Below are 22,127 nucleotides of genomic sequence, written 5' to 3'. Positions count from 1 at the left end.
TGGCCGCGCGCTCAGCCGAGTGCGCGGTCGAGGTCCCCGACGAGGTCGTCGAGGTCCTCCAGGCCCACCGAGAGGCGCACGAGGTCGTCGGGGACCTCCAGCGCGGAGCCGGCCACCGAGGCGTGGGTCATCGCCGCCGGGTGCTCGATGAGGGACTCCACGCCGCCCAGGGACTCGGCGAGGGTGAACACCCGGGCGCGCTCGCACACCTGCAGCGCCTTCTCGCGCGAGCCGACGCGGAAGCTGACCATGCCGCCGCCGCGGCGCATCTGCTTCGCCGCGACGTCGTGGCCGGGGTGGCCCTCCAGCCCGGGGTGCAGGACCTGGGTGACGGCCGGGTGCTCGGACAGCCACGCCGCCACGGCCGCGGCGGAGTCGCAGTGGCGCTCCATGCGCACCGCGAGGGTCTTCAGCCCGCGCAGCACGAGCCAGGCGTCGAAGGCGCCGGCGACGGCGCCCATGGCGTTCTGGTGGAAGCCGACGGCCTCGGCGACGGCGTCGAGGTGCTCGCCGTGGCCGACCACGAGGGCGCCGCCGACGACGTCGGAGTGGCCGCCGCAGTACTTCGTGGTCGAGTGGACGACGACGTCGGCGCCGAGCGCCAGGGGCTGCTGCAGGTAGGGGGTGGCGAAGGTGTTGTCGACGGCGAGCAGCGCGCCGGCCTCGTGGGCGACGGCGGCGAGCGCGCCGATGTCGCCGACGGTGAGCAGCGGGTTGGTGGGCGTCTCGGCCCACACGAGCTTGGTGCGCCCGGGCCGGACGGCGGCGGCCACGGCGTCGGCGTCGGAGATGTCGGCGGGGGTGTGCTCCACGCCCCAGCGGCCCAGCACGCGGGCGATGAGCCGGTAGGTGCCGCCGTAGGCGTCGTCGGGGACGACGACGTGGTCGCCCGGGGCGAGCACGGCGCGCAGCAGGGTGTCCTCGGCGGCCAGGCCGGAGGCGAAGGCGTAGGCCGAGCGCCCGCCCTCCAGGGAGGCCAGGCACTCCTGCAGGGCGTCGCGGGTGGGGCTGGCCGAGCGGGAGTACTCGTAGCCCGAGCGCAGGCCGCCGACGCCGTCCTGCTTGTACGTGGTGGACACGCTGATCGACGGGATCACCGCACCGGTGCGCGGGTCGGGCTCGGAGCCCGCGTGGATGGCCCGGGTGGAGAAGCCCGCGCCGGACCAGTCCGCGGGGGCGGTGCTGCCGGGGACGCCGTGGCTGCCGGGGACGTGCTGCTCGCTCACGCGGTCGAGGCTACGGCCCCGGGCGGACGGGCCCGCGCCGTCGTCGTCCTCGTGCTCCTGCGCGGGATGGATCGCGTGCGACGGGGCGTTGAGCACAGGAGAACCCGAGCCTCAGGAGGAAGCGCATGGCCCTGTTCGGCAGCTCGCTGAAGTCCCGCATGGTGACCCGCGAGGAGGCGCTGCCCGGCCGCGACGTCCGCCCCTACCCCGTCCCGACCCACCACGCCGTGCTCGGCACGCCGCTGGAGGGTCCGTGGCCCGAGGGCACGCAGGTGCTCTACGTGGCGATGGGCTGCTTCTGGGGCGCCGAGCGCACGTTCTGGCGCCAGCCGGGCGTGGTGACCACCTCGGTGGGCTACACGGGCGGCTTCACGCCCAACCCCTGGTACGAGGAGACCGTGACCGGGCGCACCGGCCACACCGAGGCCGTGATGGTGGCCTACGACCCGTCGCAGACCTCGGCGGAGGCGCTGCTCAAGGTGTTCTGGGAGTCGCACGACCCCTCGCAGGTGAACCGGCAGGGCAACGACGTCGGCACCACGTACCGCTCGGCGGTCTACTGGACCACCGAGGAGCAGCGCGAGGCCGTGGAGCGCACGAAGGCCGCCTTCGAGCCGAGGCTGCGCGCCGCGGGCTTCGGCCCGGTCGCCACCGAGCTGCGCTCCTTCGAGGACGCCGGCCCGTACTACCTCGCCGAGGACTACCACCAGCAGTACCTGCACAAGGTGCCGAACGGCTACTGCGGCCTGGGCGGCACGGGCGTGTCCTGCCCTGTGGGCGTCGTCGGCGCCTGACCGCCTCCCCTCGTCGGGTGCAGGGTGGCCCCGGTCTCGTGGGACGAGACCGGGGCCACCCTGCACCCACCACGACTTAGACCAGCTCCCCCCAGGGCGGCACGCTGGCGCCCGTGACCTCGCACCCGCACGACCCACCCCCGGCGGCGCAGCCCGGGCACGACGTCGCCTGGTGGGATGCGAAGCACCGCGACCGCCCGGTCCACGACGGCGTGGACCCCTCGGTGCGCGCCGCGTGCCTGCCGCTCGCGCCGGGCCGGGCGGTCGACCTGGCGTGCGGGACCGGGCGCCACGCGCGGTGGCTGGCGCGGCGCGGCTGGGAGGTGGTCGGCATCGACTCCTCACCCGGCGGGCTGGAGGTGGCGGCGCGCGCCGCGCGGGCGCAGGGGCTGGCGGGGCGCTGCCGCTGGGTGGCCGCCGACGCTCGCGCGTGGCAGCCGAAGGGGCAGGTCGCGCTCGTCGTGGTGGCGTTCGTGGCGCTCCCCCGGCTGGTCGAGCGCACGGCGCGGTGGCTGGCGCCGGGCGGGCGCGTCGTCGTCGTCGGGCACGCCCTCGGCAACGCCGTGCGCGACGTCGGCGGCCCGCGCGACCCGCGGCTGCTCCACGACGTGGCGGCGCTGCGCGAGGGCGCGCGAGCGGCGGGCCTGCGGGTGCGCGTGGCGGCGGAGGTGGAGCGCCCGGTGGTCGGGGACGACGGCGGGCGCCGGGTCCAGCTCGACGCGGTGCTCGTGGCCGACAGGTCCTGAGCCGTCCGGCGCCCGGAGACGACGGAGGCCGGAGACGACGGAGGCCGGAGACGACGGAGGCCCTGCACCTCAGCGGGTGCAGGGCCTGGAGCGCGCGTCGGGTCCGGCGGCCTCGGGGCCGCCGGCCGGGCTCAGCGGTTGACCGAGGCCGGGGGGACGGAGGGCAGCACGACGCCCCAGCCGTCGTGGCTGCGGGGGGCCGGGCGGGCGCCGTAGCCGTCAGCGTCGATGACGCGGGCGAGGGCGTAGACGGCGCCGAGGGCGAGGAGGGACAGGGTCAGGGTCAGCAGGAGGACCGTCATGCATCAATGATCGGGCATTATTGGACTGAAGGCACCAGGCCAATCTAGAAACAGTGGCCTGAACTGCTCCGTTCGTGTCTGCGGTGGCCTCTAGACGCCCCCGTGAGTGACCTGCGCCACTTCCACGACCAGGCCAATCGTGGGACAGTGGCCTGGTGACGACGAGCACCGGGCCGATCAGCACCGTCGGGCAGGCCGGCAGCACCTCCGCCGCGCGCCTGGCCGAGCTCATCGGCGCCGGCACCCTGCACCCGCCGATGTACGCCAGCCTGGCCAGCGGCATCCAGGGCCTGGTCAGCGACGGCCGCCTGGGGGTGGGGGTGCGCCTGCCCGCCGAGCGCGACCTCGCCGCCGCCCTCGGCGTCAGCCGCGTCACCGTCTCAGCCGCCTACGGCCGCCTGCGGGAGGCCGGCTGGGCCGACGCCCGCCAGGGCTCGGGCACGTGGACCCAGCTGCCCGCGACCAGCGGCGTCGTCGCCGCCTGGGTGCCCGGCAGTGCGCGGGAGGGGGTGCTCGACCTGTCCTACGCCGCCCCGCCCGGCCCGCCGGAGGTCGCCGAGGCGTACGCCCAGGCGCTCACCGAGCTGCCCCGCCACCTCGGCGGCCACGGCTACACCCCCCTCGGCCTGGGCGAGCTGCGCGCCCGTGTCGCCGACCGGTACACCGCCCGGGGCCTGCCCACCACCCCCGAGCAGGTGCTGGTCACCTGCGGCGCCGGCGGTGCCGTCAGCGCGGCGCTGCGCGCCGTCCTGGGCGCCGGGGACCGCCTCGTGGTGGAGCACCCGGTGTGGCCCAACGCCCTCGACGTCGCCCGCGAGCTGCGGGCCCGCCTCGTCCCCGTGCCCCGCGACCTCGCCTCGGGCCCCGCCTTCGTCACCGCGGCCCACCGGGCGGCGCGCCAGACCTCCGCCCGGGCCCTGTACGTCTGCCCGGACTTCTCCAACCCCACCGGGGCCACCCTGTCCGAGGGCGACCGGCGCTCGCTGCTGGTCTCCATGCAGCAGCAGGAGGTGGCCGTGGTCGCCGACGAGGCCCTCGCCGACCTGGCGCTGGACGGGCAGGCGCCGCCGCCGCCCCTGGCCGCCTCCGGCAGGCCGGGCGCGGTGCTGAGCGCCGGCTCGATCAGCAAGGCCGTGTGGGCGGGGGTGAGGGTCGGGTGGCTGCGCGCCGAGCCCGACGTCGTCGCCCGCGCCGCCGCGGCGGCCTCCCGCGACCACGGGTCCTTCTCCCTGGTCGACCAGCTCGCCGCCTGCGCCCTGCTCGACGTCTACGACGGCGTCGCGGCCCGGCGCCGCGTGCAGCTGCGCACCCAGCGCGACGCGCTCGTGGCGGCCCTGCGCGAGCACCTGCCCGACTGGGAGGTGCCGGTGCCGCCGGGCGGGCAGTCCCTGTGGGTCCACCTGCCGCCGGGCACGTCGTCCTCGGTGCTGGTCGACACCGCCGAGCAGCTGGGCCTGCGGCTGGCCACCGGCTCCCGCTTCGGCGCGGGCCACGCCTTCGACGACAGGCTGCGGCTGCCCTTCACCGCCCCGGTGGCGGACCTGCAGCGCGCCGTGGAGCTGCTGGTCGAGGCCAGCAGCGCCAGCGCCGGGCGGTCCCCCGCCGCGCCCCGCCGCCACCTGGTCTGACCTGCACCGACAGTGGCACGACGGCGACGGCGGCGTTAGCGTCCGCGCCGTGAGCACCTCCGAGGCCGCTGGCACCACGGCCTTCGTCGACGCCGTCCGCGCCGCCTACGCCACCTCCGGTGCGGCGGTGCACCTCGGCGCGCTCGTCGTCGACGGCGCCGCGCACCCCGAGGCGCCGGTCCAGCTGCCGCTGTCCGTGCTCAACCGGCACGGCCTCGTGGCCGGCGCCACCGGCACCGGCAAGACCAAGACGCTGCAGCTGGTCGCCGAGCAGCTCAGCGCGCACGGGGTCCCGACCTTCCTCACCGACGTCAAGGGCGACCTGTCCGGCATCGCCCTGCCCGGCCAGGCCTCCGACCGGGTGACGTCGCGCGCCGCCGACGTCGGCCAGCGGTGGACGCCCGCCGGCTGCCCCACCGAGCTGCTCGCCCTGGGCGGCATCGGCACCGGCGTGCCCGTGCGCGCGACCATCACGAGCTTCGGGCCGGCCCTGCTGGCCCGTGTGCTCGACCTGTCGGAGGTGCAGTCCTCCTCCCTGGCGCTGGTGTTCCACTGGGCCGACCGGGCCGGCCTGCCGCTGCTCGACCTGGCCGACCTGCGCGCCGTCATCAGCCACCTCGTCTCCGCCGAGGGGAAGGCGGACCTGGAGGGCCTGGGCGGGCTGAGCAAGCAGACCGCCGGGGTGCTCCTGCGCGAGCTGCTCGCCTTCGCCGACGGCGGAGCCGACGCCTTCTTCGGCGAGCCGGAGCTGGACGTCCACGACCTGCTGCGCACCGTCCCCGCCGAGGACGGGACCGGCGGCGGCGAGCGCGGCGTCGTCTCCTGCCTGGAGCTGCCCGCCGTGCAGGGCCGCCCGGCGCTGTTCTCCACCTTCCTGCTGTGGCTGCTCGCCGAGCTCTTCGAGGAGCTGCCCGAGGTCGGGGACCTCGAGAAGCCGCGGCTCGTCTTCTTCTTCGACGAGGCGCACCTGCTCTTCACCGGCGCCAGCAAGGACTTCGTCGCCCAGGTCGCGCAGACCGTGCGGCTGGTGCGCTCCAAGGGCGTCGGCGTGGTCTTCGTGACGCAGAGCCCCACCGACCTGCCCCGGGAGGTGCTCGCGCAGCTCGGCTCCCGGGTGCAGCACGCGCTGCGCGCCTTCACCCCCGAGGACGCCAAGGCGCTGCGCGCCACCGCCTCGACGTACCCCAGGAGCGACCACTACGACGTGGAAGGGCTGCTCACCAGCGTCGGCACCGGTGAGGCCGTGGTCACGGTGCTGTCGGAGAGCGGCGTGCCGACGCCGGTGGCGTGGACGCGGCTGCGCGCCCCGCAGTCGCTCATGGCGCCGGCGCCGCAGGCCGAGCAGCAGCGCATCGTGGCCGCGTCACCGCTGCAGGCGGAGTACGGCACGCCGATCGACAGGGACTCCGCCTACGAGCGCCTCACCCGCAAGACCGCGGCGCCGCCGCGCGCGGCCGGGCAGCAGCGGGAGCCTTCGCCGTCGTCCCCCGAGCCCTCCCGGGTCCCGTCCCGGCGGAGGGCCGAGCCGGAGGAGCGCTCCGTGGTGGAACAGGTGCTCGGCTCCTCGGCGTTCCGCAGCTTCGCGCGGTCGGCGGCGTCGTCGCTGGGCCGCGAGATCACCCGCAGCATCTTCGGCGTCCGCCGGCGCTAGGCCCCTCCCTCAGCCGCAACCAGGCGCTCGGCTGCGGTTCCCACCCCCGCCGGAACCGCAGCCGGGCGCCCGGCTGCGGTCCGGGGAGGGGCGTCAGCGGCGGCGGGCGAGGAAGGCGAGCAGGTCGGCGCGGGTGACCACGCCGGCGGGCTTGCCGTCCACGGCGACGAGCACCGCGCGGGCGCTGCGCAGCTTCTCGCGCAGGTCGCCGATCGGCTCCCCGGCGCCGACCAGCGGCAGCGGGGCCGCCATGTGCTTGCTCACCGCGTCGGACAGCGACGCCGCTCCGGAGAACACCGCCTCCAGCAGGCCCTCCTCGGTGACCGAGCCGGACACCTCCCCGGCCATGACCGGCGGCTCAGCGCCCACCACGGGCATCTGGGAGACCTGGTACTCGCGCAGGATCTCGATGGCGTCGTGCACGGTCTCGGTGGGGTGGGTGTGCACGAGGTCGGGCAGGCGCCCGGACTTGCCGCGCAGCACGTCCCCGGCCGTGGCCCCGCCCACGGCGGCGGTGCCGGGCGCGTCGACGTCGAAGCCGTAGGAGCGCATCCACGCGTCGTTGAAGATCTTGCCGAGGTAGCCGCGGCCGGAGTCGGGCAGGAGGACGACGACGACGGCGTCGGCCGGCAGGTCCTTCGCGACGCGCAGCGCGCCCACCACGGCCATGCCGCACGAGCCGCCCACGAGCAGGCCCTCCTCGCGGGCCAGGCGCCGGGTCATGGCGAACGCCTCGGCGTCGGAGACGGCGACCACCTCGTCGGGCACCGACGGGTCGTAGGCCGGGGGCCACATGTCCTCCCCGACGCCCTCGACGAGGTAGGGGCGGCCGGTGCCGCCGGAGTAGACCGAGCCCTCGGGGTCCACGCCGACCACGCGGACGGGGCGGGCCGCGCCGTCCTCGGCGAGGCGGTCGCGGCTGGCGTCCTTGAGGTAGCGGCCGGTGCCGGTGATGGTGCCGCCGGTGCCGACGCCCGCCACGAAGTGGGTGATGCGGCCGTCGGTGTCCTTCCAGATCTCCGGGCCGGTGGAGGCGTAGTGGCTGGCCGGGCCCTCGGGGTTGGCGTACTGGTTGGGCTTCCAGCCGCCGGGGGTCTCCCGGGCCAGGCGGTCGGAGACCGAGTAGTAGCTCTCGGGGCTCTCGGGGGCCACGGCGGTGGGGCACACCACCACCTCGGCGCCGTAGGCCCTGAGCACGTCGCGCTTCTCCACGCCCACCTTGTCGGGGCACACGAAGATGCAGCGGTAGCCCTTGCGCTGGGCCACCAGGGCCAGGCCGACGCCGGTGTTGCCGCTGGTGGGCTCCACGATGGTGCCGCCGGGCTGCAGCTCACCGGAGCGCTCGGCGGCCTCGATCATCCGCTCGGCGATGCGGTCCTTCACCGAGCCGCCGGGGTTGAGGTACTCCACCTTCGCCAGCACCGTGGCGGCGATCCCCTCGGTGACGCGGCCCAGCTTGACCAGCGGGGTGCCGCCGATCAGGTCGACGATGCTCTCGGCGTACTGCACGCCCAGCATCCTCCCACCCGCCGGGTGGCCGTTCCCCCACGATCACCGTGATCATGGGGGATCGGCCATCCGGGGAGGCGCTCAGAGCGCGCGGCGCAGGGCCTCCAGGCGGTCGGCGGCGCGCACGAGGGCGGCGTCGTCGCCGGTCGCGGCGGCGGCGGTGAGCAGGTCGCGGCCCAGGACGGCCAGCTGGTCGCCCAGCGCCCTGTCGGCGAGCGCCGGCACGGACCGCGGCTCGCGGCCCTCGGCCGCCGCCGCGGCGTCCGCGAGCTCCTGCAGCGCGGGGCGCACGAGCTCGGCCGGAGCGGGCCGGCCCTCGCCGGCGGACCTGGACAGACGGGACGGGCCGAGCGCCGCCAGGCGGGTCAGGACCCGCCCGAGCTCGCGCTCGGCCCGTTCGTGCGGTGAGGTCACCGCGCCATGCTGTCAGTGCCGCTGGCGGCTACCGGTCAGTCGCCCGCCATGGAGCGGATGATCGACAGGATGCGCAGCATCTCGATGTACAGCCACACCAGCGTCACGGTCAGGCCGAACGCGGCGGTCCAGGCGTAGCGCGCCGGGATGCCGTTCTTCACGCCGGTCTCGATGAAGTCGAAGTCGAGCACGAGCGAGAGCGAGGCGAGCACCGCGCCGACCGCGCCGACGACGAGCCCGAGGCCGCCGGACCACAGGCCGAGGCCCTGGCCGAACATGGCGAAGACGAAGTTGATGAGGCAGAACACCGCGTAGCCCAGCACCGCGCCGATGAGGATGCGGCGGAACTTGGGCGTGGCCCGCACGGCGCCGCTGCGGTACAGCACGAGCATCACGGCGAAGACCGCGACGGTCGCGATGACCGCCTGCAGCGAGACGCTGCTGCCACCGAGGTACTGCGTGTCGATGAAGCGGCTCAGGCCGCCGATGAACAGGCCCTGCAGCGCGGCGTAGGCCAGGATCAGCGCCGGGCTGGGCTCGCGCTTGAAGGAGTTGACCAGGCCCAGCACCAGGCCGCCCAGCATGCCGACGATCATCAGCAGCGGGTTGCCGAGCAGGTAGCTCACGCCACCGACCACGACGACGGTGCCCAGCGTCATGCCGGACCGCATGATGACGTCGTCGTAGGTCATCCGGCCGGTCTCGGCGGGGCCCGCCGACGGCGCGGAGTACATCTCCTCCAGCGACGGCTGGCCGTACGAGGCGGTGCCCGCACGGCCGCGCGGGGCGGCGTCGAAGCCCGCGTACCCACCGCGCTTGAACTGCGGCGCGTTGCGCAGCGCCGGGTTGTTGCTCTCCATGCGCGTCCTTCCGAGGACAGGGACCGGCGAGCGCCGGTCTCCTGCGTCCATGGTAATGGATTGGTAAAGGAGCGCGCGCAGCGGCTCGCCCAGCCGGTGGACGCCGTCGAGGTGCCCCCGGCGGGGTTCGAACCCGCACTGCGGCGCTTTTAAGGCGCCTGCCTCTGCCGGTTGGGCTACGGGGGCGGAGCGGGACGACGGCGGGGCCGGTGCGCGCGCACCGGCCCCGCCGTCGTCGTCCTGCTCAGCCCTTGCTGGGGGCCGGGTCGCCGGCCGGCCGCGGGGCCGGCGGCTTGGCGCCGGCGGCCACGAACTCCTCGCGCGGGCGCGCCTGGCGGCCGATGGCCACCATGTCGCGGGTGACGCCCATGCCCGAGGCCGCCCACCCGAGGGCGATGCGGATCTTCCGGTCGAGGGTGGGCATCGCGTAGAGGTGGTAGGCGCGGTGCATGACCCACGCCGGGAAGCCCTTGACCTTCAGGCCGAAGGTGTTGGCCACGCCCTTGCCGATGCCGAAGGAGGCCACGGTGCCGATGTACTTGTGGCGGTACTCGGTCAGGCCCTCCCCGCGCAGCGTGGCGACGAGGTTGGCGGCCAGCACCTTGGCCTCGCGCACGGCGTGCTGGGCGTTGGGCGGGCAGAACTGGCCCGGCTCCTTGGTGAGGTCGGGCACCGCGCAGGCGTCCCCGGCGCCCCAGGCGCCCTCGACCACGCCGTCCTCCCCGGCCACGCGCAGGTCGGCGCGGACGGTCAGGCGGCCCAGCTTGTCCAGCGGCAGCCCGGTGTGGGCCAGGACGGGGTTGGACTTGATGCCCGCGGTCCACACGACGGTGTCGGTGTCGAACTCGGTGCCGTCGGAGAGCACGGCGTGCCCGCCCTCGATGGACTTCAGCTGCGTGTCCAGGCGGATGTCGATCCCGCGCTCGCGCAGCTGGTGCAGCGACCACAGGCCCATCTCGGGGCCGACCTCGGGCAGGATCCGCCCGAGCGCCTCGACCACCATGAAGTGGATCTCGTCCTGGCGGATGCCCGAGTGCTCCTTGACCGCGGCGCGGACCAGGTCCTCCAGCTCGGCCATCGCCTCGATGCCGGCGTAGCCGCCCCCGACGAAGACGAAGGTCAGCGCGCGGCGCTTGGCGGCCGGGTCCGTCATGACCGCGGCGGCGTCCAGGCGGTCCAGGATGTGGTCGCGGCAGGCGGTGGCCTCCTCGACGGACTTGAAGCCGATCGCCTGCTCCATGAGCCCGGGGATCGGGAAGACGCGGGAGACGGCGCCCAGGCCGACGACGACCTGGTCGTAGGAGATCTCGACCTGCTCGCCCTCCTGCGGCTGGACGAAGGCGACCTTGCGGGCCGGGTCCATGCCGGTGACGGTGCCGGTGACCACGTCGGCGCCCTTGAGCGCCTGGCGCAGGGAGACCACCACGTGGCGGGACTCGATGGAGCCCCCGGCCACCTCGGGCAGGAACGGCGCGTACGTCATGTAGGGGCGCGGGTCGACGACGACGACCTGCGCCTCGCCGGGCTTGAGCTGCTTGAGCAGGTGGCGCGCCGTCAGCAGGCCCACGAACCCTCCGCCGAGCAGGAGGATCCGGGGGCGTCCGGCCGCGGCGGGCACGGGGGACTCCAGGGTGGAGGGGGCGGTCATGCGGTCAAATCTAGGGAACGTCCGGGCACGACTGGTAACGGGGCCGCCCGACTCCGCCGTCAGGAGGCACCCGCCCGGGTGCTCAGGAGATCATCCACGCCCGTCGCGTCGCGCGCGACCCGACTGCTCCGGCAGCCCGGCCAGCCGCGCCGCCAGCCCGACGGCGTCGTCGAGCATCGCCTCGGTGAGCCGGCCGGTGGAGGTGTTCTGCTGGCTGACGTGGTAGCTGCCGACCAGCTGGACGTCGCCCCGCCCGCCGTCGTCGTGGCCCGCCGGGAGCGCCAGGCTCGCGCGGGCGCCGTGGCCGAAGCGGGGCGCCGGCCGCGGCACCGCCCACCCCAGCCGGCGCGCGCTGGCCAGGGAGGCGTCCCAGGCGATGCCGCCGAGCGCCAGCAGCACCCGCGGACGCACGAGCTGGACCTCCCTGTCGAGCCAGGGCGCGCAGGCGGCGCGCTCCTCACCGGTGGGGAGGTTGTCGGGCGGGGCGCAGCGGACTGCGGCGGCGATGCGGACGCCGGTGAGGTGCTGGCCGTCGCCGGCGTGGTCGCTGCGCTCCTGCGCCGCCAGGCCCGCGCGGTGCAGCGCGGCGAAGATCCAGTCACCGGAGGAGTCACCGGTGAAGACGCGCCCCGTGCGGTTGCCGCCGTGGGCCGCGGGCGCCAGCCCCACCACGAGCAGCGGTGCGTGCGGGTCTCCCCACCCGGCGATCGGGCGGCCCCAGTAGGGCTGGCCCAGGTAGGCGCGGCGCGCGGTCGCTGCGACCTGCTCGCGCCAGGCGACCAGGCGCGGGCAGGCCCGGCAGACCGAGACCCGCGCGTCGAGCTGGTCCGGGGTCCGCGAGGACGCCGCGGCGCGCACCACGCCCGCTGGCGTGCGCGTGACGCGGGTGCCCGGCTCCGCCGGGTCCTCCGGCCAGCCGCTGCCCGGCTCGACCGGTGAGCGGTGCAGCGCACCCGTCACCGGGTGCGGCAGGAGCTCCGGGCGCTGGGGCGGCAGCGGCCGCCTGGGACGTCCGGGGGTGACCACCGACCGACCCTCGCACCCCGCCCGCGGTGCCGCACGGGCGCCCGGGGTGGGCCGCGCTCCGACGGCACGAAGCGGTGGGGACCGCTGCGGCTACGGGGCGGGCGCCGAGGGCGAGGCGGCCGCAGCCTCGGCCGACGTCGCGGTACCGGCACCGACCAGGGGCGGCAGCGTCTGCTCCGGCAGCGGCGGCGTGGTCGGCGACGCACCCGCGGCACCCGCCTGCGCCCGCAGCGGGTAGGCGTTCCAGCGCAGCGCGCCGTCCACCGACACGGACGGCACCAGGGGTGCCGCCTCGCCACCGGACCGGTCGGCGCCGCCGCCCGTCGACGTGACGAGCGGACGGCCCTGGTCGTCGAGCAGCTGCACGCCGGTCAGGGGCTGGCCCTGCGCGTCGTAGGGGTAGATGTTCGTGACCACCTGCCCGTCCGACCAGACGCCCTGCGACACCTCCGGCGAGGCGTCGGAGGTGGTGGAGCTGGGGTACACGTAGACCTCCCTCGGCCCGGCCGCCACGACGGCGAGGGCGAACGGCAGGACGAGGACGGCGAGCACGTTCCCCGCCACGAGCAGCTGGCGCTGCCAGTGCTCGGTCCACCTGCGGCGCCCCACCTCCAGGCTGGCCGCGGCGGCGCCCACCACCAGCAGGAGCGCCAGCAGGCCCTGTGCACCGAGCACCGAGCCCAGCACCCAGCCGCCGACGGCGCCGCGCAGCACCCACCACCCGGGGCGCAGCTGCACCCCGCGCTCGACGGCGCCGGGCCACCACGGCCGGGCGCGCAGGAAGGCGACCGCGCGCCGGCGGTCCTCGCGGAGGCCCTCGACCGTCCGCTCCCGCAGGCCCGAACGCGCCCGAGCGGACGCCGCCCCGGCGGTGCGGTCCGCCAGCCCAGCGGACGAGCGCAGCTCGTCGGCGTAGGAGCGGGGGCTGCCGAGCCGGTCGCGCAGCGGGGTGGCGGACTCCGCGGCGAGCTCGGCGAGGTCGGCCTCCAGGCCGCCGGTGAGCTCCTCGAGCACGTCGGCGGGCAGGTCCGCGAGCTCGGTGCGGACCTCGGCGCAGTAGCCGCGGGCCTCCTCGGCCGCGGGGCCCAGGCCGGGAGCGGACAGGGGCGCGGTGGTGCTCATCGGGGCTCTCCCTGGGGTGCGAGCAGGTGGTCGACGGTCTCGCTGAACGCGCGCCAGCTCTTGCGCTGCGCCTCGAGCAGCTCCCGGCCGCGGGGGTTGATGCCGTAGTACTTGCGGTGCGGCCCCTCCTCCGAGGGCACCACGTAGCTGCTCAGCGCGCCGGCGGCGTACAGGCGCCGCAGTGTGCCGTAGACGGAGGCGTCGCCGACGTCCTCCAGACCGGCGCCGCGGAGGCGCCGCACGACGTCGTAGCCGTAGCCGTCGTCGTCCTCGACCACGGCGAGCACAGCCGCGTCGAGCACCCCCTTGAGGAGCTGCGTGGTGTCCACGCACCGCACACTACTGCGCGAACCGCAGTACCTTCCAGAGCGCCACACCGGCGACCCGCGCGCCCGGGGCCCGGGGCCCGGGGCCCGGGTCAGTACAGGAAGATCGGGAACCACTCCCGGGTGTGGGCGTGCACGAGCACCATGAACAGGATCGCGTCGAAGGTCAGGTGCACCGCGACGACGTAGCTGAGCGACCGCGTCACCGCGAACGTCAGGCCCTGGATGAGCGCGAAGGGGAAGACCAGCAGCGGCCCCCACTCGCGGAACCCCAGCTCGTAGAGGAACGCCGTGAACAGCACCGCCTGCAGCAGGTTGGCCAGCCACACGGGGTGGTGGCGCCGCAGCAGCGTGAACACCGTGCAGATGAAGAAGAGCTCGTCCCAGATGCCGAGCGCGTTCGTGCCCAGGAACAGCCGGCCCAGCTCGTCCGGGGTGCGCGCCGCGGGCCAGTTCTCGTAGACCCCGGACGAGACCAGGTAGAACGGCAGCGCGGTCCACCCCAGGACGACGACGGCCGCCAGCCACCACCACTCGAAGCGGTTCCACCGTCGCCCCGTGGCCACGGGGAAGGTGATGGCGTGGTCGCCGAACGCCCACCGCGACAGGGCGTACGGCACGCCGACCGCCGCGACCATCGCCGCGCCCATCGTGGTCATGTGCGCCCACGAGATGTCGGTGGTGACCGGCACCAGGCTCATGACGCACAGGCCCGTGGCCGCCAGCAGGTGGTCACGGCCGTAGGAGGAGCGCTCCTGGCGCCCCACCAGTGCCGCCAGCACCACCCCCAGGACCAGCACCGCCCAGCCCTCCGGGCGCACCTCCAGGGCGAACAGCAGCACACCGGAGCCGGCGAGCACCGCCGAGGGCACCAGCCGCAGCGCACCACCGGGGCGCGCCGGGTCCGGCGCAGCCTCCCCCGCCCGCCCGGCCCGCCCGCCGTGCCCGGCGGCCGGCGCCGCGGCGCTCACGGGACCACCCCGCCCGTGCCGCCGGCCGCCGCGGCGGCGCGGCGGGCCAGGGCCAGCGCCGTGCCGTCGAGGATGTCGTGCTCGCTGGCCAGCACCTGCGTGATGCCCGTCGCGGCGGCCACCCGCGCCACCACCTCCCGCCAGACCAGCGCGCCCGCGCCGATGACGTCGACCCGGCCCGGGTGCATGAAGGGCAGCGCGGCGCGCTGCTCGCGCGGCATCGCGACCAGGTCGTCGCACGCGGCCAGCACCTCGGCCACGGGCAGCGCCGAGCGGTGGATGCGCCCGGGCAGGTAGGAGGGCAGCCGCTGCGCGTGCGCGGCGATGGTGGTGACGGTGCCCGCGACGCCGACCAGGGTCCGCGCGCGCTCCAGCGGGACCTCGGCCGCCGCCACGTCCAGGGCGGCGCGCACGTCGGCCACCAGCGCGTCGACCTGCGCGGGCGTCGGCGGGTCGGACAGGGCGTGGCGCTCGTGCAGGCGCACGCACCCGACGTCCACGGACCGCGCAGCGATGACGTCGCGGTCGCCGAGCACCAGCTCGGTCGACCCGCCGCCGAGGTCGCAGACGAGGTGCGGGCCGGGGTGCTCCCCGTGCAGCTCCCCGGTCGCGCCGAGGAAGCTCAGCGACGCCTCCTCCGCACCCGTGATGACCTCCGGCGGCACGCCCAGCAGCGCGCGCACCCCCTCGACGAGCAGGTGGGCGTTGCGGGCGTCGCGGCTGGCCGAGGTCGCCACGAACCTCACGTGGTCGGCGTCCAGCGGCACGCCGTGCTCCAGCAGCGCCTCCCGCACGCGCGCGGTCTCCGCGAGCGTCCGCTCCAGCGCCTCGGGCGCGAGCTCGCCCGTGCGGTCCACGCCCTGGCCGAGCCGCACCACCTCCATGGTCCGCAGCACGTCGACCAGCCGGGTCGGGTGGGACGCTGCGCCGTCGACCGCCACGTCGACCGCCACGTCGGCCACCAGCAGGCGCAGCGAGTTGGTGCCGCAGTCGATCGCGGCCACGCGGACCGGGGTCTCTTCCACGCGCGCCATCCTCCCGGACCCGCCCTAGCCTCGAGCACGTGAGCACCTCCCCGGTCCGGCGCAGCGGCAGCAGGACCCACGACGACGGCGACCTCGACGTCGTCGTCGTCGGAGCCGGGCCCAACGGCCTGTCCGCGGCGGTGGTCCTGGCCAGCGCGGGCCTGCGGGTGCAGGTCCACGAGCAGGCCGAGCAGGCCGGCGGCGGCGCGCGGACCGTGGAGAACACCCTGCCGGGCTTCCGGCACGACCACTGCTCCATCGCCCACCCCGCGGGCGCGGTGAGCCCGTTCTTCGACGCCTTCGACCTGGGCGCCTCGGGCGTGGAGTGGCTGCAGCCCGCCGTCCCCTTCGCCCACCCCCTCGACGGCGGCCGCGCGGGGGTGGCCCACCGCGACCTCGAGCGCACCGCCGAGGGGCTCGGCCGCGACGGCGCGGCGTGGCGCTCGCTGCTGGGCCCGCTGGTGGAGCGCACCCGCGAGGTGGTCTCCCTGACGCAGTCCGACCTGCGCACCTTCCCCGGCGTGCCGCGCACCCCCGCCGGCGTGGGCGCCACCGCCGCCACCGCGGTGCGCCTGGGCCTGCGGGCGCTGGAGCAGGGCAGCCCGCTGTGGGACGTGCGGTTCCGCACCGAGGAGGCGCCGGCCCTGCTCACCGGCGCCGCGGCGCACAACATCGGCGACCCGCGAGACCTGTCCTCGGCCGGCGCGGGGTTCTACCTGGCCGCGATGGCCCACGCCGGCGGGTGGCCGGTGGTCCGCGGTGGCAGCCAGTCGCTGGCCGACGCGCTGGTCGCCGAGCTGGAGCGCCTGGGCGGCTCCGTGGTGCTCGGCCACCGCGTGCACGACCTGGCCGAGCTGCCACGGGCGCGGGCGCTGCTGCTGGACCTCACGCCCAGCGGCCTGCTCGACGTCGCCGGCGACCGGCTGCCGCCCTCGGTGGCGGCGCAGCTGCGGCGCTACCGGTACGGCGGCGCGGTCTGCAAGGTCGACTACGCGCTGTCGGGGCCGGTGCCGTGGACGGCGCCCGGGCTGGCCGAGGCGGGCACGCTGCACCTGGGCGGCACCCGCGCGGAGGTGCGCGCCGCCGAGCGCGAGGTGCGCGCGGGGCGCCACCCGCGCCGGCCGTTCTGCATCGTCGTGCAGCCGGGCGTGGTCGACCCGACCCGCGCACCCGCCGGCGGGCACACCCTGTGGACCTACGCCCACGCCCCGCACGGCTCGCGGCGCGACCTGGAGCCGGAGGTCACCGCGCAGGTCGAGAGGTTCGCGCCGGGCTTCCGCGACCTGGTGCTGGCCAGCACGAGCACGACGGCCGCCGAGCTCGGCGCGGAGAACCCCAGCATCCCCGGCGGCGACGTGGCGGCGGGCGCCGTCACGCCGTGGCAGCTGGTGATGAGGCCGCTGCCGCGCTGGGACCCCTACCGGGTGCCGGGGCTGGAGGGCACCTACCTGTGCGGCGCCGCCACGCCCCCCGGCCCCGCGGTGCACGGCATGAACGGGGTGCACACCGCGCGGCGGGTGCTGCGGCAGCGCTTCGACGACCGGCGCGACCCCCTGGAGCTCGTCCGCGCCGCCCGCGCCACCGCCCCCCGTCCGTGATCATGGGCGATCGGCCACCGAGGTGGTCGATCGCCCATGATCACGGGGAGCGGGTCGCGGCGGCGGCGGTCACCTCGGCGGCGGCGGTGGGCAGCAGCACCCGCGCGCTCGTCCCGGTGCCGGGCGCGGAGGCGATGAGCAGCTGACCGCCGTGGTGCTCCACCAGCGAGCGCGCGATGGCCAGCCCCAGCCCGGCCCCGGGCACCGCGAGCGCGGTGGCGTTGCTGGCGCGGAAGAACCGGGTGAACAGGCCTCCCTGCTCGGCCAGGGGGATGCCGATGCCGGTGTCGGCCACCTCCACGACGCACCGCTCCCCCTCGCGGCCGGCGCTGATCCGCACCCCGCCGCCGGCGGGGGTGAACTTCACCGCGTTGGAGACCAGCCCCGCCAGGGCCCGGCGCAGGGAGGCCGCGTCGCCGTGCACGGACAGCGCGCCCAGCAGCTCGGCGTCGAGGTCGACGTCCACCTCCAGGCGCACCCCGGAGGCGTCCGCGGCGCTGCGGTGGTGGTCGGCCACCTCGCGCACCAGCTCCCCCACCCCGACCCGCTCGTGCACGCCGCGGGGTGCGCCGTCCTCGATGTGGGACAGGGCGAGCAGGTCCTCGATGAGCACCCGCAGCCGCACCGTGTTGCGCTCGACCACCGCCAGCATCCTGTCGACGCCGTCGCCGAGGTCGCCCGCGCCGCCCTCGCGCAGCATCTCCACGTACCCGGCGATGCTCGTCAGCGGGGTGCGCAGCTCGTGGGACACGGTGGCCAGGAAGGTCGACTTGCGCACGTCCAGCTCGCGCAGCTGCTCCACCAGCGCCTCGGCGCCCTGCAGCAGCCGGGCCACCACCACGGCGCGCCCCAGGTCGGAGGCCACCGAGCGCAGCAGGGCCACCTCCTCCTCGGCCCAGTCGCGCGGCCCGCCGTGGGTGATGACCGTCAGCGCCCCGACGGCCGCCTCGCCGGCGCCCACGGGCACGAGCAGCACCGCGGTGGCCCCGGTGCGCTCGGCGAAGTCGACGACGGCGGGGTCGGCGGTGCCGCTGGCGACCAGGGCGGGAAGGTCGGGCACGGCGAAGTGGCCGTCGGCCTCCCACACCCGCTGCAGCCACGCGGGCAGCGCCGCGGCGGCCCCGGCGGCCTCCTCGGCCACCGCCGGCACCCCCGGGCGGGCCCAGTCGCCCTGCAGCCGCGCCTCGGCCGGCCCCTGCGGGTGCTCGCCGCCCACGCCCCAGGGCGTGGCGGGGTCGGCGTCGACGAGGCGGACGCGCGCGCGGTCGACGCCCAGGCCCTCGCCGAGGACGCGCAGCGCCTCGGCCAGGGAGGTCCGGGGGTCGACGGGGTCGCGGGCCAGCCGGCCGGCCTCGCTGGCCAGGTGCCGCAGCTGCGCGGAGCGCTCGGCCGCGGCGCGGGCGCGGTCGCCCTCGTCGGCCAGCGCGTTGACCCAGCGTGCGACGGCCCGCACCTCGGCGGGGCCGCGCTCCGCGTCGGCGCGACGGGCGTGCTCCCCGGAAGTGAGCGCGCCGAGCACGTCGGCGACGTCGGCCAGCGGCGCGACCAGCCCGCGCCGCACGCGCGCAGCCAGCAGCAGGGTCACGGCGAGCGCGCCGGCCAGGACCAGCCCGACGACGGTCAGGGAGGTGTCGCGCAGCGCCGCCTGCTGCTCGCGCAGGCGCGCCTGCTCGGCGGCGGCGGCCTCCACCAGCACCTGGTGGGCGGCCAGCAGCTCCTCGCGCGCCCGGAGCGGGGCCTGCGCGGCCGAGGGCCCGCCCGCGCCGGGGGTCCGCAGACCGGCGAGGGCCTGCAGCTCGCGCTCCACGGCCCCGTGCTCGGCGGGCGTGGAGGCCAGCGCGCGCAGCCGCTCGGCGAGCGCGTCGGCCTGCTCGGGCGCCCCGCCCCCGCGGGACGGCGCCGCCACCACCAGGGCGGTGCTCGTGCGTGTGAGGTCGTCCAGCCGCGCGGCGGCCGCGTGGTGCGCGTCGCCCAGCAGCAGGGAGGCGGCGCCGGCTCCCGCGAGCAGCAGCAGCAGCGCCACGAGCAGCGCCAGCCAGGTCCGCAGCCCCGCGGCGAGCGGCTGGGCCCCCCTCACCGCTGCGCCCCCGCCAGCGCGGGGGCGGTCTCGGGCAGCTGCAGCACACCGGGGCGCCCGCCCTCGCCGCCGGCCAGGCCCTGGCGGTCCATGGCGCCCCACACCTGCTGGTGCCCGCGCAGCAGCGACCACAGGCCCTGCACGCGCCACAGCGCGGTGAGCTGGCGGTGACCGACGTTCTCCAGCACCGCGGCGGCCAGGCCGCGCGCCAGGTCCCGCCAGCGCTGGGAGCGGTGGAAGGACAGCTCCTCCACCAGCAGCGCGGCCACGGTGACCATGACGGCGTACCCGTAGCAGAGCACCATGAGCAGCAGCGCGGCCTTCCAGGGCAGCAGGCCGAAGGCCACGGCCAGCGGGGTGAGCACGACGCCGACCAGCTCGATGACCGGGGCGACCAGCTCGAAGAGCACGTAGTAGGGCAGGGCGAGCAGGCCGATGCGCCCGTAGCGGGGGTTGCCGACCATCGCGCGGTGGCGCCACAGCGACTCGGCGAGGCCGCGCTGCCAGCGGCGGCGCTGGCGGGCCAGCACCGCCCGGGTGGCGGGCACCTCGGTCCAGCTGGCCGGCTCGGGCACGAAGACGACGCGGTGCTCGCGCCCGGCCTCGCGCATGTGGCGGTGCAGGCGCAGGGTCAGCTCCAGGTCCTCCCCGATGCAGGTCGGGTCCAGACCGCCCAGCTCGACCAGGACGTCGCGCCGGTACATCCCGAACGCCCCGGACACCAGGATGAGGGAGGCCAGCCGCGACCAGCCCGCGCGGCCCACGCAGAAGGCGCGCAGGTACTCCACCACCTGGAAGCGGGCCGTCCAGCCCCGGGGCATGCGGACGTCGGCCACGCGGCCGCCGACCAGGGTCGAGCCGTTGACGGCGCGCACCGCGCCCCCGGTGGCCACGACCCGCTCGGGGTCGTCGGCGAAGGGGCGCGACACCGTGAGCAGCGCGTCGGGGTCGAGCACGGAGTCGGCGTCGGTGATGCAGACGAGCTCGTGGCGCGCGGCGTCGATGCCCGCGTTGACGGCGTCGGCGCGCCCGCCGTTGTCCTTGCGGACCACCACCAGCGGGGTGCGCCCACCGCGGGGCACGTGGACGCTGCGGACGGCGCCGCGCACCGGCACCTCCCCGGGCAGCCGGCGCGGCACCTCGACCAGGTCGAACTCCTCGCGCAGCAGCGCGAAGGTGGCGTCGGTGGAGCCGTCGTCGACGACGACGACCTCGTGGCGCGGGTGGCGCAGCGCGAGCATCGCGCTCACCGACACCACCACGGAGGCCTCCTCGTCGAAGGCGGGCACGACCACCGAGACCGACTGCGCCATCGGGGAGGCGCTGGCGTCCTCGACGCCGCGGAACCCCTGGCGCCGCAGGTAGCGGCCCATGTCGGCGCCCGCCAGGCCGATGAGCGCCAGGTAGCTGGTGTTGATGGCCAGCACGTACAGCAGCACGGGCAGCGCGAGCACCTGGACGAGCACCACGACGGTGCCGCGGGTGGTGCCCAGCAGCACCTCGGGGTGCAGCGCGTCGAGCAGCCCGCTCACGCGCCGGCCCCCACGAGCTGCCCGCCGGCGGCCCCGGCCGCCTCCGGGGGCGGCAGCACCCCGGCGGCCACGGCGCACGCCACCACCTCGTGGGCACGGGCCACCGCGCCCGGCGCCCCGCTGCGCTGGGAGGCGACCTGCACCAGCACCTGCACGCCGGGCGCACCGAGGGCGAGCAGCGCGCCGGCCGCGGCGTCGGCCAGACGGGCGTCGGCGTCGTCCAGCAGGCCCCACAGGCACCGCAGCGCCGCGGGGTCGCCCACCTCCCCCAGGGCCGCGACGGCCGCCCGCCGCACCGCCGGGGCGCTGGCGGGGCCGGTGGCCGCCCGCAGGGCCGAGACCGCCGAGGGCGTGCCCAGGCGACCCAGCGCCGTGGCGGCGCGGGCCCTCACCACGTCGGAGCCGTCGCGCAGCACGACCTCCTCCAGGTCGCGCGAGGCCTCGACGGCCCCCAGCCGGCCGAGCACCTCGGCGGCGGTGAGCCGCTGCAGGGCGGCCGGTGCGCGCAGCGCGGCCCTCAGCGCTGCCGCGGCGGGCGCCCCCACCAGCAGCAGGGAGCGCGCCACCACCTCCGGCGGCGCGGCGGGCCGGTCCCCCGCCAGGGCCGCCAGCAGCGCCCGCGCGGCCAGGGCGGGAGCCGCGCCGGCAGCCTCGACGGCGCCGCGACCGTCGACGTCCTCGGCCCGACCGCCCAGCAGGCCGACCGCGCCGGGGGCGCCGGCGCGGCCGAGCGCGCGCGCGGCCACCAGCCGCACCTCGGCGTCGCCGTCCTGCAGCAGCGCCGCGAGCTCGGGCACGGCCGGCGCGTAGCAGGCTGCGCCCAGCAGCTCGGCGGCCGTGGCGCGCCGCACCGCGCTGCGCGCGTGCAGCCTGCGGCGCTCGCGGGTGATGACGCCGCGCACGGCGAGCAGCTCCACCAGCAGCCGCTGGCCGTCGCCGCGCACCTTGCCGAGCACCGCCAGCACCGCGGGCTCGACGGTCCGCCACGCCGCGGCGTCCAGCGCGGTCAGGGCGTCGGCCGCCGCGGCGGCCTCCTCCCCCTCCCCCACGGCGACCTCCAGCAGCAGCGGGCGCAGCGGCTCGGCGACGGCGCGGCGCCGGGCCTCCCGCTGCGCGCGCAGCGCGCGGGCCACCACGATCGCGACGGCCAGCGCCAGCACGAGCGCACCGACCACGGCGAGCCCCAGCACGACGACGGCGAGGAACGTCACGGCCGCGCCCGGCCCAGCACCGCCTGCACGCGGCTGACCAGCTCGCGGGGGCTGAAGGGCTTGACCACGTAGTCGTCGGCCCCGGCCGCGAAGCCGCTGGCGACGTCCTGGTCCTGCGCACGCGCCGTCAGCATGATCACCGGGAGGTCGGCGGTCTCGGAGCGGCGGCGCAGCTCGGCGCACACGTCCAGCCCCGACAGCCCCGGCATCATGAGGTCGAGCACCACGATGTCCACGCCACCGGCCCGGGCGGCCTCCAGCGCCGCGGCGCCGTCGGGCGCCGAGCGCACGTCGTACCCGGCCTGCGCGAGCTTGAAGGCGACGAGCTCGCGGATGTCGAGGTCGTCGTCGGCGACGAGGACGGTGGTCATGCTGCCTCCGGGTGCAGGGCCTGCTCGGGCGCTGTGGGCGCGTCTGGTGCGGCATCGGCACCCCGCGCCCGGCCCTTGAGCCGATCGGGT

20 protein-coding genes and 1 tRNA gene are annotated in these 22,127 nt (G+C 76.8%); 5 read left to right on the top strand and 16 right to left on the bottom strand.

The annotated features are described in order from the left end of the window. Window positions 1–11 precede the first annotated feature (11 nt). A complete protein-coding gene (locus ACUN9U_RS00265; protein WP_445482919.1) occupies window positions 12–1,226 on the bottom strand; it encodes a cystathionine gamma-synthase in 1,215 nt (404 codons plus the stop codon). Window positions 1,227–1,351: 125 nt separating this feature from the next. Here ACUN9U_RS00265 and msrA point away from each other — a divergent pair, with 125 nt between their 5' ends. Both msrA and ACUN9U_RS00255 read left to right on the top strand, forming a co-directional pair. Next, entirely contained in the window at window positions 1,352–2,020 is a 669-nt protein-coding gene (msrA, locus tag ACUN9U_RS00260) for a peptide-methionine (S)-S-oxide reductase MsrA (protein ID WP_445482918.1), read from the top strand. A 113-nt stretch (window positions 2,021–2,133) separates the two neighbouring features. Beyond that, the gene (locus ACUN9U_RS00255) at window positions 2,134–2,766 is read left to right on the top strand and encodes an SAM-dependent methyltransferase (protein ID WP_445482917.1); all 633 of its coding nucleotides are present in this window, start codon (window positions 2,134–2,136) and stop codon (window positions 2,764–2,766) included. 131 nt (window positions 2,767–2,897) lie between these two features. Here the strand turns inward: ACUN9U_RS00255 and ACUN9U_RS00250 are convergent, their stop codons facing one another. After that, the gene (locus ACUN9U_RS00250; RefSeq protein WP_445482916.1) at window positions 2,898–3,068 is read right to left on the bottom strand and encodes a hypothetical protein; all 171 of its coding nucleotides are present in this window, start codon (window positions 3,066–3,068) and stop codon (window positions 2,898–2,900) included. A gap of 155 nt (window positions 3,069–3,223) precedes the next feature. Here ACUN9U_RS00250 and yczR point away from each other — a divergent pair, with 155 nt between their 5' ends. Then, on the top strand, window positions 3,224–4,696 hold the full coding sequence (gene yczR, locus ACUN9U_RS00245) for a MocR-like transcription factor YczR (RefSeq protein ID WP_445482915.1): 1,473 nt from the start codon (window positions 3,224–3,226) through the stop codon (window positions 4,694–4,696). Between the two features lie 49 nt (window positions 4,697–4,745). Further along, complete coding sequence (locus ACUN9U_RS00240) at window positions 4,746–6,347, top strand: helicase HerA-like domain-containing protein (protein WP_445482914.1); 1,602 nt, start codon at window positions 4,746–4,748, stop codon at window positions 6,345–6,347. A 93-nt stretch (window positions 6,348–6,440) separates the two neighbouring features. Here the strand turns inward: ACUN9U_RS00240 and ACUN9U_RS00235 are convergent, their stop codons facing one another. The 10 genes from ACUN9U_RS00235 to ACUN9U_RS00190 form a co-directional block, all read right to left on the bottom strand. Then, window positions 6,441–7,856, bottom strand: coding sequence for a cystathionine beta-synthase (locus ACUN9U_RS00235; RefSeq protein WP_445482913.1), 1,416 nt, complete (start codon window positions 7,854–7,856; stop codon window positions 6,441–6,443). 81 nt (window positions 7,857–7,937) lie between these two features. Further along, window positions 7,938–8,270: a hypothetical protein gene (locus ACUN9U_RS00230; protein WP_445482912.1), complete on the bottom strand. Its 333-nt coding sequence runs from the start codon at window positions 8,268–8,270 to the stop codon at window positions 7,938–7,940. A 35-nt stretch (window positions 8,271–8,305) separates the two neighbouring features. Beyond that, window positions 8,306–9,130, bottom strand: coding sequence for a Bax inhibitor-1/YccA family protein (locus tag ACUN9U_RS00225; RefSeq protein ID WP_445482911.1), 825 nt, complete (start codon window positions 9,128–9,130; stop codon window positions 8,306–8,308). Between the two features lie 112 nt (window positions 9,131–9,242). Continuing rightward, window positions 9,243–9,316 (bottom strand) — tRNA-Leu (locus ACUN9U_RS00220). 58 nt (window positions 9,317–9,374) lie between these two features. Beyond that, the gene (locus ACUN9U_RS00215; protein ID WP_445482910.1) at window positions 9,375–10,778 is read right to left on the bottom strand and encodes an NAD(P)/FAD-dependent oxidoreductase; all 1,404 of its coding nucleotides are present in this window, start codon (window positions 10,776–10,778) and stop codon (window positions 9,375–9,377) included. Between the two features lie 90 nt (window positions 10,779–10,868). Further along, window positions 10,869–11,804 (bottom strand): uracil-DNA glycosylase, encoded by a 936-nt coding sequence (locus tag ACUN9U_RS00210; protein ID WP_445482909.1) that lies wholly within the window; start codon window positions 11,802–11,804, stop codon window positions 10,869–10,871. 90 nt (window positions 11,805–11,894) lie between these two features. Then, window positions 11,895–12,926, bottom strand: coding sequence for a hypothetical protein (locus ACUN9U_RS00205; protein ID WP_445482908.1), 1,032 nt, complete (start codon window positions 12,924–12,926; stop codon window positions 11,895–11,897). After that, window positions 12,923–13,255 (bottom strand): PadR family transcriptional regulator, encoded by a 333-nt coding sequence (locus ACUN9U_RS00200; protein WP_445482907.1) that lies wholly within the window; start codon window positions 13,253–13,255, stop codon window positions 12,923–12,925. Before ACUN9U_RS00200 ends, ACUN9U_RS00205 begins: the two co-directional genes overlap by 4 nt. 89 nt (window positions 13,256–13,344) lie before the next feature. Next, a complete protein-coding gene (locus tag ACUN9U_RS00195; RefSeq protein WP_445482906.1) occupies window positions 13,345–14,223 on the bottom strand; it encodes a CPBP family glutamic-type intramembrane protease in 879 nt (292 codons plus the stop codon). Further along, window positions 14,220–15,248, bottom strand: coding sequence for a Ppx/GppA phosphatase family protein (locus tag ACUN9U_RS00190; RefSeq protein WP_445482905.1), 1,029 nt, complete (start codon window positions 15,246–15,248; stop codon window positions 14,220–14,222). The genes ACUN9U_RS00195 and ACUN9U_RS00190 overlap by 4 nt, the downstream gene beginning before the upstream one ends. A 38-nt stretch (window positions 15,249–15,286) precedes the next feature. On the opposite strand from ACUN9U_RS00190, the gene ACUN9U_RS00185 reads away from it, so the two are divergent. Then, on the top strand, window positions 15,287–16,846 hold the full coding sequence (locus ACUN9U_RS00185) for a phytoene desaturase family protein (protein ID WP_445482904.1): 1,560 nt from the start codon (window positions 15,287–15,289) through the stop codon (window positions 16,844–16,846). A gap of 40 nt (window positions 16,847–16,886) precedes the next feature. Here ACUN9U_RS00185 and ACUN9U_RS00180 read toward each other — a convergent pair whose 3' ends face one another. Genes ACUN9U_RS00180 through ACUN9U_RS00165 form a run of 4 tightly spaced genes read right to left on the bottom strand, consistent with a single transcriptional unit; the run spans window position 16,887 to window position 22,037 of the window. Further along, window positions 16,887–18,923, bottom strand: coding sequence for an ATP-binding protein (locus ACUN9U_RS00180; RefSeq protein ID WP_445482903.1), 2,037 nt, complete (start codon window positions 18,921–18,923; stop codon window positions 16,887–16,889). Then, complete coding sequence (locus tag ACUN9U_RS00175) at window positions 18,920–20,455, bottom strand: glycosyltransferase family 2 protein (RefSeq protein ID WP_445482902.1); 1,536 nt, start codon at window positions 20,453–20,455, stop codon at window positions 18,920–18,922. The genes ACUN9U_RS00180 and ACUN9U_RS00175 overlap by 4 nt, the downstream gene beginning before the upstream one ends. Then, the gene (locus tag ACUN9U_RS00170; protein WP_445482901.1) at window positions 20,452–21,666 is read right to left on the bottom strand and encodes a HEAT repeat domain-containing protein; all 1,215 of its coding nucleotides are present in this window, start codon (window positions 21,664–21,666) and stop codon (window positions 20,452–20,454) included. Before ACUN9U_RS00170 ends, ACUN9U_RS00175 begins: the two co-directional genes overlap by 4 nt. Beyond that, a complete protein-coding gene (locus ACUN9U_RS00165) occupies window positions 21,663–22,037 on the bottom strand; it encodes a response regulator (RefSeq protein WP_445482900.1) in 375 nt (124 codons plus the stop codon). Before ACUN9U_RS00165 ends, ACUN9U_RS00170 begins: the two co-directional genes overlap by 4 nt. Between the last annotated feature and the right edge of the window lie 90 nt (window positions 22,038–22,127).

This window comes from Quadrisphaera sp. KR29 (assembly GCF_052644995.1).
This window is presented reverse-complemented; position numbering and strand designations above follow the sequence as displayed.

What these genes read in the sequence shown, in the direction of transcription:
- msrA (WP_445482918.1), top strand. Translation starts at nt 1,352, where the DNA reads ATGGCCCTGTTCGGCAGCTCGCTGAAGTCCCGCATGGTGACCCGCGAG.
- ACUN9U_RS00250 (WP_445482916.1), bottom strand. Translation starts at nt 3,068, where the DNA reads ATGACGGTCCTCCTGCTGACCCTGACCCTGTCCCTCCTCGCCCTCGGC.
- ACUN9U_RS00205 (WP_445482908.1), bottom strand. Translation starts at nt 12,926, where the DNA reads ATGAGCACCACCGCGCCCCTGTCCGCTCCCGGCCTGGGCCCCGCGGCC.
- ACUN9U_RS00165 (WP_445482900.1), bottom strand. Translation starts at nt 22,037, where the DNA reads ATGACCACCGTCCTCGTCGCCGACGACGACCTCGACATCCGCGAGCTC.
- ACUN9U_RS00215 (WP_445482910.1), bottom strand. Translation starts at nt 10,778, where the DNA reads ATGACCGCCCCCTCCACCCTGGAGTCCCCCGTGCCCGCCGCGGCCGGA.
- ACUN9U_RS00225 (WP_445482911.1), bottom strand. Translation starts at nt 9,130, where the DNA reads ATGGAGAGCAACAACCCGGCGCTGCGCAACGCGCCGCAGTTCAAGCGC.